The sequence below is a fragment of the Bacillus sp. DX3.1 genome, from assembly GCF_030292155.1.
Lineage (GTDB): Bacteria > Bacillota > Bacilli > Bacillales > Bacillaceae_G > Bacillus_A.
Genome location: NZ_CP128153.1, coordinates 4,895,757 through 4,909,067 on the forward strand (window position 1 = coordinate 4,895,757; position 13,311 = coordinate 4,909,067).

11 protein-coding genes are annotated in these 13,311 nt (G+C 31.5%); all 11 read right to left on the bottom strand.

What is annotated here, in order from left to right; genetic code table 11:
* Window positions 1–432 precede the first annotated feature (432 nt).
* The 11 genes from QRE67_RS24625 to QRE67_RS24675 all read right to left on the bottom strand — a co-directional run bounded on the left by QRE67_RS24625 (window position 433) and on the right by QRE67_RS24675 (window position 13,300).
* Window positions 433–1,980 carry a lipopolysaccharide biosynthesis protein gene (locus QRE67_RS24625; protein WP_286122772.1) on the bottom strand — a complete coding sequence of 516 codons (1,548 nt, stop codon included), beginning with the start codon at window positions 1,978–1,980 and terminating at the stop codon, window positions 433–435.
* 1 nt (window position 1,981) lies between these two features.
* The gene (locus tag QRE67_RS24630) at window positions 1,982–2,863 is read right to left on the bottom strand and encodes a glycosyltransferase family 2 protein (protein WP_286122773.1); all 882 of its coding nucleotides are present in this window, start codon (window positions 2,861–2,863) and stop codon (window positions 1,982–1,984) included.
* 309 nt (window positions 2,864–3,172) lie between these two features.
* Window positions 3,173–4,261, bottom strand: coding sequence for an acyltransferase family protein (locus QRE67_RS24635; protein WP_286122774.1), 1,089 nt, complete (start codon window positions 4,259–4,261; stop codon window positions 3,173–3,175).
* Between the two features lie 106 nt (window positions 4,262–4,367).
* On the bottom strand, window positions 4,368–5,549 hold the full coding sequence (locus QRE67_RS24640; RefSeq protein ID WP_286122775.1) for a glycoside hydrolase family 88 protein: 1,182 nt from the start codon (window positions 5,547–5,549) through the stop codon (window positions 4,368–4,370).
* A 281-nt stretch (window positions 5,550–5,830) separates the two neighbouring features.
* The gene (locus tag QRE67_RS24645; RefSeq protein ID WP_286122776.1) at window positions 5,831–7,045 is read right to left on the bottom strand and encodes a glycosyltransferase; all 1,215 of its coding nucleotides are present in this window, start codon (window positions 7,043–7,045) and stop codon (window positions 5,831–5,833) included.
* A 12-nt stretch (window positions 7,046–7,057) separates the two neighbouring features.
* Window positions 7,058–8,248: a glycosyltransferase gene (locus QRE67_RS24650; RefSeq protein ID WP_286122777.1), complete on the bottom strand. Its 1,191-nt coding sequence runs from the start codon at window positions 8,246–8,248 to the stop codon at window positions 7,058–7,060.
* A 13-nt stretch (window positions 8,249–8,261) separates the two neighbouring features.
* Window positions 8,262–9,422 carry a polysaccharide pyruvyl transferase family protein gene (locus QRE67_RS24655; RefSeq protein WP_286122778.1) on the bottom strand — a complete coding sequence of 387 codons (1,161 nt, stop codon included), beginning with the start codon at window positions 9,420–9,422 and terminating at the stop codon, window positions 8,262–8,264.
* Window positions 9,423–9,443: 21 nt separating this feature from the next.
* Window positions 9,444–10,475 (bottom strand): glycosyltransferase, encoded by a 1,032-nt coding sequence (locus QRE67_RS24660; RefSeq protein WP_286122779.1) that lies wholly within the window; start codon window positions 10,473–10,475, stop codon window positions 9,444–9,446.
* Between the two features lie 138 nt (window positions 10,476–10,613).
* Window positions 10,614–11,816, bottom strand: coding sequence for a glycosyltransferase (locus tag QRE67_RS24665; protein WP_286122780.1), 1,203 nt, complete (start codon window positions 11,814–11,816; stop codon window positions 10,614–10,616).
* Between the two features lie 85 nt (window positions 11,817–11,901).
* On the bottom strand, window positions 11,902–12,519 hold the full coding sequence (locus QRE67_RS24670) for an acyltransferase (protein WP_286122781.1): 618 nt from the start codon (window positions 12,517–12,519) through the stop codon (window positions 11,902–11,904).
* Window positions 12,512–13,300 (bottom strand): glycosyltransferase family 32 protein, encoded by a 789-nt coding sequence (locus QRE67_RS24675; RefSeq protein WP_286125372.1) that lies wholly within the window; start codon window positions 13,298–13,300, stop codon window positions 12,512–12,514. The genes QRE67_RS24670 and QRE67_RS24675 overlap by 8 nt, the downstream gene beginning before the upstream one ends.
* Between the last annotated feature and the right edge of the window lie 11 nt (window positions 13,301–13,311).

Consider the following 13,311-nt stretch of genomic DNA (forward strand, 5'->3'; position numbering starts at 1 on the left):
CGGGCAGTTTATCCCCCACCTAACTTCTTTGCTTTCTGCAGAAATTTGAGGTGGGGGTATTACTGCCCGTTAATGCGGGATAAAATTTAAGCAATTCGTAGCTTACATTCTTCTATGAATTTCGTTCATTCAGTATGTTATAAATACATTCCCTCGTGTCCTGAAAAGTCCTAGGCGCCTAAATTCAATAATAAAACCGCTATATTTTTATAAAAATATAGCGGTTTTTTCTTTCTATATAAATCCATTTTGATTTTTCGACATATAAGCCCCGGCTATGGATAACAAAAGGTGACCTGCACTCGTTTTCTCTTTTTGTTTTCACTTGGCATTGGGCAGGAAAAGGATCTGACCGCTTCTATGCATGGCCGGATGCTCTCTCCCACCTAAAAAAAGAGTTTTATGTCAGTCTTTTAAATACCTTAATCAAAATTAATAAGAAGTTCTCTTGTTTAACTTGAATTTTTTTAATAACTTTTGTGAAATTCCCTTAATAATCCCAAATAAGTATTTAAATTCAACTGTTTTGTGAAAAATGGATATATAAATTATATTCGGGACTACGATGCAAATGATTCCCTTTAACAATAACTCCAAGAAGTTATTTGATAACGTGAAGTTGCTCGCGAAGTTTGTAATAAAATATGTCCCTATACCTATAGCTGCATAGTAAGAGTATTTTAAGAAATAATCCATTACAGGCTTATTAAATACATTTCTGTATACTAAATAAGGAGTAATCCAGAAAGGAACAGCGAGCACACTTACAAAGGTACCAAGAAAGACACCGACTATCCCCATATATTTAACTAACACAATAGAAACAACTAAATTGACAGCAGCTTGAACTAAAGGCGCATATCTATCCTCATGAAAAACACCCGCTGTAGTTTTTATAGTCGTTATGGAGTTCCTCATACCCCTTTCATAAAAAATAATTATTAATACAAGCAACACACTTTTACTCATAAGATACTCTGGACCAATCCATAAAGTGATAAAAGGTTCTATTATAATACATAAGAGTATGGAGAAGAATGAGTATAACCAAAAATTCAAAAGCATATAGACTTTATACACACTATAAACCTTCTCTATGCTTTCCTCTGCTACTAAATTCCCTACACTATGATATGTATTATTAAAGATTTGATAAGTAAAGTTTCTACAAATATCTATTAACATATTGTAGTTAGAATATAATCCGACTGCCGCCACGCTGATAAATGAAGATATAATAATGTTATCAGTACCCAATACTAAGTAATTTCCTATGTTTTGCAATATAATTGCTTTCACATTCTTAACAATTTTCTCTTTAGTTTCAGCATCTAATACGCCCGAAACTTTCTCTTTTAAAAATGGGTACATCCTGTTGACTATAATTGCCAAAATAATGCTAGTAGTGACTGTTATTACACTATCGATAACTAAGTATAGAATATAATTTTTTGTAAAATGAAGTATTCCAATCTTGAGACAAGTAGATGCAATTGAAGAGATAGAATATATTCCTGTTACAATATAGCCCTTCTGCGAAACACTTAAAAATGAATTCTTATGCATGTACAAATAGGGTGCAACCGTATTGAATAGAAAAATAAGATAAATCCAATGGATATTTTCGACATTCGAATCTTTAATGAAATATCCAAGAAATGGCATAAAGGACAATCCGAGTAACAAGACAATCAAGGCGATTACCATATATGCTTTCCGATACAATCTCATAAGTATGTTGATCTTTTCTTGATCATTTTCTGCGACCGGCTTATAAAGACTGTACATTATACTAGCGCCTATCCCTGCCTCAGCTAAAGTAAGCATGGATAATATATTAGTAAGAAATCCATTTATACCTAGATATTCAATACCTAGAGTATTGATAAATACAGTTCGTGAAATAAAGCTTAAAGCTGTGACAATGATTTGATTTCCGATCCCAGCAGACATATTAATTATGGAATTTTTTACCCTCATATTAAGACCTTCTTGATATAATTTTTTTACATTTAGTCAACAGGATAGCTGACATTAAAGTAACTGGTTGAATGCCCAAGTATTCTGCAGCTTTCTTTACATTTAGATTAGACTTAACAAAATCATAATATAAGTTATAATATGATAATCTACCTTTCGGACCACACTTATAAAATTCAATTTGCTGCTTTATGTAATATGCTGTACCTTTCGGACTTCCGGCGAATATCCTTTTCATATTTTGGGTTAAACCATCCTCTAGATAATTACATATATATGTTGTTTTATTAAACCATCTTATTTTATAACCATCATAGGCCATTTTATTCCATACTGTAGCCTCTGTCATAAATTTTTCCCCTTCAAACTCATGAAACTTGTATTTCCTTAGTATATCGGTATAAAAAGCTTCAGCCTTATCTCCCGTTATATTGTATGTATTACGTTCAAGTGAAGTTGCATCAATATATTCACCTTCAAACGTTGTTCCTAAGAACTCCTTAACACTCCCTCCTCTATTACCAGAAACACCACAAAATAGTTTTTTATCTTCTAAACCATTTTCCCACCTTACTATATTTTCTAAAGCATCTTCCGTAAGATGATCATCAGAATCTACTATAAAGAACATTTCTCCTTCAGCTAAATCAACAGCCTTATTAATTGCTCTATGTTTCCCACCGTTTTCGACTTTATAATACCGTATGGAAAATGAATTCTTTTCTAATTTCCACATCTTGAATAATTCTTCTGTATTATCACTTGATCCATCATCAATGACTAGCCATTCAAAATCCTTATATGTTTGCTCTCGTAATGATCTGTATAGTTTCTCTATAATATAGCCCCTGTTATACGTTGGGGTGAATACTGTTATTTTCATTTAATCCCCTCATTTTTACCCTAACTTTTTCTTTTCATCTATTCACGTTAATCATTTCAGTTAATTGTTTGCCTATTTCAAGACTTAACTTCTACAAATGAAAATATATCTTTTATATAAATCCATTTTGATTTTTCGACATATAGCCGCGGCTATGGATAACAAAAGGTGACCTGCACTCGTTTACTTACTAAATCTATTAAACTTTATTCTATTTGTTATCTTTAGATATCAATTTTTTCAAGCTATGAAGAAGAAAATGTTTGTTTTCTAGGACTACATTTAGCAATAATCCTTTACAAAAATCCCTTATTTAAGGAATTCTTTTGGTGAAGACACTTGTATCTTCTGACGTTTTTTTTGAAAACCAAAACGAATTTTCTTACGTAACGGCTCTTCGTAAAATTGATAAATTACTGAACTTAACAATAAAGAAACTATTAAACAAACCACAAAACTATACGTATTTTCTAACTTCAAAAAATCCAAGTATCGTATCACTATTTGGTGAATCATATAAAATGAGAAACTAATTTCACCTAAGTAAACAAATAGCCTTTGTGATAATAATTTTGAAAATATACCACATTGAAATGCAAAGGTGAAAATTAACAAACACCATAGTGGAACAAAATAAACACCGCGAACAATTCCTACATCTAATTTTATCGAATACGATAATAAGGCAATGGATAAAAGTAAACATAGTAGTTCTAAAACAGTAAATATGTTTTTGTTAAAGTTTGCTTTATCGGATTTTTCAACATAAATCAATCCCAAAAGCATACCTGTTGAAAATTCGAACAATCTAGTAACCGGAAAAATATGTAATATCCAAATAAAAAATGGATTATCTCCATCCAAGTTTTTATTCAATAGAAATAAAACTATCCATACTACCAAAAATATCAATACTGATTTAATGATGTTCTTGTTAACCTTAAGTTTCATAAATACCCATAGCAGGAAAGGAAACATAAAATAAAAGAAAACTTCAACTGATAACGTCCACGAAACGCCGTTAAAATTGAAATAAGTACCCTGACTAGGAACAAAGCTTTGTACCAATAGCAAATTAATGATTGACATAAAAGCAAGTTTTATAAAATATAAACTATTAGGATGAAAGTATAAAATAACTAATGGTGCAGAAAGAAAAAAGGTTAATACATGAACTGGATATACTTTGGAAAATCTTGCTTTATAGAATTTTTTGATACTGTGTTTATTTAGTTCTGTAAATTTAGAATGATAGTTATAAGCTAAAATAAAACCAGATAAAACAAAAAAGAATTGAACACCCGCTGAACCTAATTGATACTGGCTAAACACACCCATATGGAATAAGAAAACCATTAGCGCAGCAATAAACCTAAATGACGTTAAAGAGTTTAACATATGATTCCTGCCTTTCTCATTTCTCCAAATATAAATGATTTGAATTTTCAAATCATTTATATTCTTTATCAATACTCATACAAATATGAGTATTGAGGATGAAGGTTCAGTTCCTACTTAAATATGAATTGATTAATCTAATGCAGAACCCTTGAGTAAACGGCAGGATATTAAATAACACGGAATATACTCCTATATCCTTTGTATCCCCTTGAGAAAAGTCAACTGCTCCGTCTTTTCTTGTAACTTTCATTAAATAATTCATAGCCCTATCTACACTATCTATGCATTCACTTGAAATTCCATTTATCTTTGAAGCATTTAACATAAACCATCCTAGCGTAGCTGTAGCGGAAGAGTCAGATCTACTCTCACTTCTAGTTACAGTCCAATTCCAACTACCATTATCTTGTTGAAAGCTCATTGCAGCTTCCGCAAATCTTTTAACACTTTCTTCGAGCGCAAATTTATATTTACTATCTTGCGGCAATTCATTCCAAGCATCTATAAGGCCTATAGCAAACCAACCAAGCCCTCTCCCCCATCCGTATAATCCAAGGGGAACCTTATTCTCTATCTTGTAAACGTGACATGGTAGCGAATGTTTATCTAACATTCCATATTGCTCATACTCTTTAATTTGTTTCACTGCTAAATCTATACAATCCTCTTTGTTATATCTAGTACCGTAACAAACTAAAAAAGGGCATATAAACCCTATAGTATCTACATATCTGTAGCTTTTCATAAACTTTCTATATTCTGCTGTGCCGTCCTCACCTATATGATCTTTAATCATTTCCCATGTATAATCTAATGCCTTTTTATATTGATTTACATCAATATGATCCAACTTCATGATAGCGTAAGCAAGTATAGCTCCGTCTATATGCTTAGGTTTTTCTAACCATTGGCCACTACTATCAAATTTTGAATTCAAAAATTTTGCAATCTCACATTTTATTTCCTTATCATCATTATGTTTTAAGTGCTCTGATAAACCCAATATTAATGATGCTTCTTGCCAATGCTGTATCGTACTTTTAGTATAATTTCCTTTCAACATGTCTATTACAACTAATCTTGTATTGTCTGTTACTTTTATTTTTGGTGTGTTCAGTAACCACTTAGACCCTTTTTTAGTTATAGTCTTATTCCATAGGGACTTATCCTCATATCTCCCCATGTGAATTCTCAGTACCCAATCTTTCATTACAGGTACTAAATCTATGATAATAGTCATTAAAATAATAAAAATTAAAATGCAGCCCAAAATTTGAAATATCATCTTTATATTTCCCTTTCAACGTAAAAATAATTTAAATACTCATTTAACATATCCAACCGTACTACCTAATTCTTCTAACGTTTTAGTACACATATCTAGTGTAATATTCTCACCTATTGTCCAGCTTCTATCATAACTATGTGCTGTCTTTAGATTTAATTTGTGCTTATTAATATAATCTTTTGTTTTCACTTGGCATGGGGCAGGAAAAGGGTTTGACCGCTTCTATGCATGGCCGGATGCTCTCTCCTACCTAACAAGAAGGGTTTTATATCGGTTTTTTAATTTGTATTTATATATTTTTCACTATTTATTAAATTATACAAATGATCGACTTCATCCTCTGTCCCCAATTCCTCTTTCTTGAGGTTATCAATAAACTTACTTCTTAATTTTTCGTCTTCTATTAATAGCTCAAGATGATCCGCCACTGACTTGGGAGTCATCTCTGCAATTACTCCATTGATATTATGCCTTATATGATTATTAGCTGTTTCAAAATTAGTAATTAATATTGGTTTTGCCAGTATTTTTGCCTCATCTATAGAAATAGATTTACCTTCATATCTGGATGTTTGTATATATATGTCTGCCTGCTTTATGTATGGATATGGATTTTCTTTTATGCCTAATAATTTTACTCTTTTTTCTAGTTTTTCTTCCTTTATACTTCTTTCAAGTTCTTCTCTTACGTTGCCTTCTCCAATCAAATACCATTTCAGATCGTACCCTTTTTTTACAAGTATATTGAATGCTTCTAAGGAAATATCTAATCCCTTTTCTTTAGCCAATCTTCCTACAGAAATTAATGATATACTTCTATCGTTCTCTTCTTTAAAGTCAACTTTCTCTAATGACATTTTCTTTATCATTCTTGAAGAAACTATATTGTGTATACATCCAATTTTCTTTCCATGTTCCGGGAAATTCTCCTTTAAAATATTAACTAACTCTTCTGATACAGTAACTATATGATCTAATTTCCCAAAATAAAATTTTTCTTTACTATAATCAATCCCTAATTTATTGTAATCCGTGTGTATCCATCCAATCTTTTTTTTCGCTTTTACCTTATCTACACAGAAATATATCGGATTTTTTTCTTGAAATCCGATAGCTACGTCATATAACTTATTGATTTCGTTTATCGAATTTGACATGTATTTCCATATTTTTTGTTCAATTATAGCTCCATTCGTTTCTGTTTTAGCCAGATACCCTAATATTCCTCTAGAAAATACCGTTTTAAAATCTCCTTTTTTCATTAATTCCGTTAAAGACCTTTTTATAGGCATATCAAAATATTTGTATTTTATCGGTTCCGGTAATACAGTAACTTCTTTTGGTAACTTATTTATAAATATTCCTTCATGCTTAAATAAAAATAAATCCACTTTGTATTTAGAATAATCTAGAACTTCCAATAAAGAAATTAGGGCTTTTTCAGCCCCACCACAATTTAGATTATTCATTATAAATAATATACTTTTTTTCATGAACTTCACCCATTATAGAATGTCATATAACTTATATATTTCTTCTTCCGTTCCTAATTTCTCTTTCGAAAGGTTACTTACTAATTTCCCCTTTAATTCTGTATCTTTTATAAGTCTCTCAATTCCTTCTGCAATAGCCTCTGGTTTCATATCTACAATTAATCCATTTATTTCATTGTCGATTTGATCTTTCGCAGTACTAAAATCAGTAACAAGTATAGGCTTATTCAATATTTTCGCCTCATCAATTGCTATAGATTTCCCTTCAAATTTAGATGTTTGTGCATAAATATCTGCTTGTTTTATATACGGGTAAGGATTAGATTTTAATCCTAACAATTTGAAATTGTTTTCTAATTTATTTGCTTTTATCAAATTGGTCAGTTGTTCTCTTTCTTCTCCCTCACCTATAATATTCCACTTTATTTTGTACCCTTTATCTATTAGTTTCTTACAGGATTCTATAGCCATTTCAAAGCCTTTTTGATAGTGCAGCCTACCTACTGAAAGTATAATAATTTCATTATCTTTCTTAACATAAACATCCTTATTTTCCTGGTTAGCCATTTTATGTATCATTGTCGGTGATACGATATTATAAATAACACTTACCTCATCTTTTTGATTAGGAAATCTGTTTTTTAGGATATTAGCACACTCTTCCGATACTGTAACTATGTTGTTTAGCTTTCTGAAGTACAAAGCATCAAAGTTCGAATCCATCCCTAATTTATTATAGTCAATGTGTACCCATCCTATTTTTTTATGTGCTTTCACTTTATCTACGCAAAAATATGTAGCGGTTTTTTCTAAGAATCCTATAGTAGCATCATACTGTTTCCCTATTTCATTTAAAGACTTAGCAATATATTTCCAGTTGTATTGTTCCCTTATCGATGTATTTGTCATTTTTCTATTCTTCATAGTGAACATACACCTATTATAGGCTAGCGATATTTCTCCCTTTAATAAAAATTCTTTGACCGATTTAAACAAAGGTAAGGTAAACGTCTTATATGTTTCTGGTATAGGTAGAATTTGTACCTCTTTTGGCACAAATTCCATAAATATACCTTCATGGTTAAACAAAAATAAATCTACGTTATATAACTGATAATCTATTTGAGATAGTAAGTTTACTAGACTCTTTTCTCCACCACCAGCAGACAGACTAGGCATAACAAATAATAAATTTTTTTTCATAATATACCCCGATTTACTTAGCTAATTCCTGTAGATATTCTACCGATTTATATGACATTCTTTTTGTATTAGGTATGGATTGCTCTAGTTTTCTTCTCAACTGATCCTCTTCCCTTACCATCTCATCGAATTTAGCTTTTAATTTATTACTATTAGATATTTCTTCTATATTTAAAACTAATTTCTCTTCTCCAAATAGGTCTTTAGCTATTCCCTTCGACTTTATACTGTATCCCAATACCATAGTTGGAACACAATTTGAATAAGCCGCTATCGTTGCATGTGTTCTAGCCCCTATAAAGAATCGCATCCTAGCTATATACCCCTTATATTGCGTTGCATTTAAATTGTTTGGTAATATAATTACTCTACCTGTATTTTTGAATTCTTCGTAATACTTATACAGAACTTCATAATCGTCATTTCCATCCTGTATAACATGAGGTGTGAGAGCAATTGTTGAATCGGTAGTATCTAATATATGGTGAATTAAATCCTTTACTGCAACTTGGGAATCTTTATTTTTATTCCATACAAGTGGACTAAAGTTAAGACCTACTGTATTCCCTTGTTGCCACCCTTTAGGTAATTCCAATTCTTCTTTTTCCATAGTAAATGCAGGATCCGCGCATAATTTAACATTATTAAGTCCCTTATTTTTCAACATACTATAGGTAAGGGTTTCACGAGCTAATATTAAATCAAATTGTTTTAAGTCCTCTAACTTTCTCTCTGACATGTCCTCTTCACCTATAGAACATCCCCATAACACTAACTTCTTTCCTTGTGCTTTTACTCTTTTATTTATTTCATACAATGCGGGCTGCTCTCCGTAACAATAATTATCTCCACCTATAGATAAGCATACATCCATATTCTTTATGTGTTTAATTATATTATCTTCCATTTTAGCTATTGCATATGATTCATCATTAAACAGTTTTACTTTAAGTAAAGCCATCCACCAATCATATGAGTACTTCGCTATACTACTGTTAGAACCATCATATATTCCATCTAACTGTGTTATAATCTTATCTGTTTCCGGCTTACTTGATGCCAAATATATCTTTGCTTCATCTACCTTTTCTTTTATGATATTAGTAGAAGAACGAACAATGGCCTCACATCCCCTATTAAGACTGCCACCGTGGGCAAACATCATAATTTTCATACTAAATAAACTCCCTCACTATTATTTATTTCTGAATCTACTATAAGCAGTAGCGCAATACAGTCCAACAGTTGATTTTCTCTTTATCGAATCTATTATAAACTGCTCATATCTTCCTAGCTTGCTGTAAATTGCACTATAGTATATAGGCAATGCTTCTCTAACATATTTATTTCGTATCATATTTTTCACATATCTATAACGCCTACTGAAACTTACATCTTTAGATGGTGTAAAATAAATATGGATATAGGACATTACACTATTAATAAACTTTATTGACTTTAATTCACATATTCTTACTCTATCAATCTTATCAGTATATATTTGGGGTAATTCCATAGTATATATTTCTACAGCTCTCTGAAAATAATCTTTTTCCGATATGTTTCTAGTAGCACTACCAGCTACCTCCCGATAATGGTAACCTACATAATCTATATATTTCATACGAGTTGCAATACTAAAGAATTCAACGTTAAACATTCCATCTTCCCCCAATGCAATCCCGCTTGGGAATTTAACGTTATTTTCTTTGATTAAATTATTTGTATAGATCTTATTCACAACAGTATTTAAATTATCTGCCTTAAGGAAATAAGGTAATATCTCTTGCTCTATATAATCTTTTTCAAGAACAATATCTATAGGGAATGGATATTTTGTAATTACCTTATGCCCTTCTGTCTCGCCCTTAAAATTTGATATAACTACATCACAATTACTTTGTTTTACTGAGTTATATAGCGTTTCATACATATCCCTTTCTATACAATCATCAGCATCAACAAATCCGACATATTCTCCAGCAGCTAAATGTAAGCCCATATTTCTTGCAATACTTACACCTTGATTTTCTTGATTTATAAGTGTTATCCTATCATCTACTTGTTTATATCCATCAATGATTTCTCTGCTATTGTCTGTCGAACCATCATTAATAAATATAAACTCACACTCTTGGAGTGTCTGATTTAAAAGCGACTCTATGCACTGAGTGATATATTTTCCTGCATTATAAACTGGTATTATTACACTTACTTTTTGGTTCATGCCTAAATCACACCTTTACGAGCAATCTCTTACGCTATAATCATAAATACACCTTTATTGTTGTCTCCTGTACTTGATGTATTTATTGTTTAGGCGCCTATAAAGTGAAACTTTAATCAGTGGGAGTCTTACTGCCCGTTAATGCGGGATAATTTTATATAGCTTATTCAACTCAGCGTTATTGCTGTAATCTCTATCTCGCAAATTATTGATTAATGTTTTCCTTAGCTCATCGTCTCTATATAAGTTTTCTATACCTTCGACTAACCCCTCTACACTTGAATCACATATAACGCCCTCAATTCCATCATCTAATTGGCTGGCTGCAGTAGGATAATTAGTTATCAATATAGGCTTTTCAAGGATTTTAGCTTCCGTAACCGTAACTGCCTTTCCCTCATATCTGGACGACTGAACGTATAAATCACATAACTTCATATACGGATATGGGTTAGTTTGTTTGCCTAATAGTATAAAACTGTCTTCTAACTGTTGTTCCGTTATCAGTTCCTTAAGGATAGATTCATCTGATCCGTATCCTATCACATACCATTTTATATTATTTAACCCTTTATTATGTAATGCTTTAAGAGCTTTTATAGCAACATCAAACCCTTTAGCATATGACAACCTTCCAACCGATAAAATATTAAAAGTGCCGTTACCTTTTTTATTAAAACTTACATTATCTTCAGCCATCTTCCGAATAAATTTGGGCGAAGTAATGTTTTCTATTTGTAAAATTTTATCTTTTAGCGATGGATATACAGTCAAGAATGCCCTTGTGCATTCATCTGATATAGATGCTATGTAATCAAACTTATTCCACATAGCAAAATCAATTTTATTATCAATTTCTAGTGTGCTATAGTCCGTATGAATCCAAGCTATCTTCTTATCAGCACTTACATTATCAGCTAAAGCATCGTGTGGCCATGCGTAACTAATTGCAAAGTCATACTTCTTTTTCTGTTTGGGCAAAAAATATGCTGCATACTTTGACACAAACTGCATCTGAATATATCCCGAACCTTCTTTTAAACGTCTCTTTTTTGATATTCTCCCTGCCATATACTTACTTATTATTCTTGTGATTACTGCCCCAAAATATCCTTCACGTATGCATTGCATAATTGACTTCCTAAAGACGGTATATCCACCTATCTGTGGCAATACGTTAACTTTATTAGGTACTAGATTTATGAAATCTCCGGTATGATTAAATATCAATAAATCTACGTTGTATGTATCATAGTCGAAACTTTCCAGCATATTAATTAAACTTCTTTCTATTCCACCAATTTCCATATCGTAGATAGAGATTAAAACATTTTTTTTCATACGATTCCTCACGTCCATGTTTTGTTTTAATGTAAGTAAATGAAAACAATCGCAGTATGTGAATTCATATGGAATAAACTTTTCATTAGCTGCTTAAACTAGTGCGATCGATACACATATTCTCTCTTTTATTCACAAACAGCGTATTAGAAGGAATACGCCCTTTTACAACGCTTCCGGCGGCTATTACGGTATTATCGCCTATAACAGTATCCTTCAATATAACTACATTAGAACCAATCCAAACATTCTTCCCTATCTTTACCTCACCTTTTACCAGATGGCTATCTGTAGGGTTTTTATAATTATGGTCGTGGTCATTAATACTCACATTTGGTCCTATCTTTGTACTTCTTCCAATCGCTATTCTATTTACACAGTTGATATTACAGTTATCATTAATAAATACTTTTTCTTCTATATCTAATACTCCGTCAAAGTCCATTCTAATGCTAGCATTCTTTCTTACAAATACAAACTTTCCAATATTGACTTTTGAACGCTTATTGAAGATCTCAATCTTGCTATTTGCTTGAAGAGAAAAGACTGAGCACTTTATATTACGAAAGTATATTAACTTATAGAAAGTGCCTCTTAATACAGCTATTAAGTGTGAGATATTCATTAGTATAGTAAAGTACAGTCCTCTATTACGGCTTTCTGCAACTATCGTTTGAACTATTTTCTTGAATACCTTAATCATGTGTATTCTCCTTAAGACCTTTTTTTCCTATCACATATTTTCTTAGCCTAGCAATGTTATTTCCGCCTATAATTTTCGCTAAGATTAATTTTATATTACCCTTGATTCTTACTTGAGGAGGCAACCAGCTTTTGTAAAAGTGATGCATTGCATACGTATTTTCAGTTATAAACTTTCTACAATTGATATAATCATATGGAGAAAAATAAGTTTGTGGATAAAAGGCTCCCATTCCACTTATCTCTTGATATTCTCCACTTAATTCCAATCCTTCATTTTTTAGTATATTAGTTACAATAGCCACATTGGTTAAATCATCATGGTTTCCGTCCTCTTTGATGAACCCTTTTCCTTCATACGAATCCAAAAATATTTTAATTAACTTATTTCCTTTAATCGATCCTATCGTACTTGTCGCTATGTAATTTTCTTGTTCAAATCCCCAAAATGAATCATGATGGAGCATGTCATCAAAAGATTTGAATACTTCTACATCGGTATCTAAATAAATACCTCCAAACTTATAAAGAACATATACTCTTACATAATCACTTACAAATGCAAATTTTTTCGAATCATAAGCTTCTTTGACATATAAGTTACATTCTATGTCAAAATTATTCTCATTCCACTCAATAATTTCATATTCTGAGAGGTTCTTCTTCCAGCTATCTATGCATTTTTGTACTATCTCGGGTTTCTCTCCACCACCAAACCAACAATAGTGTATGATTGATGGAATTTTCCTCACGTGCTCCAATTGATACACCCTCTCCGATATGTTTGAGTTTA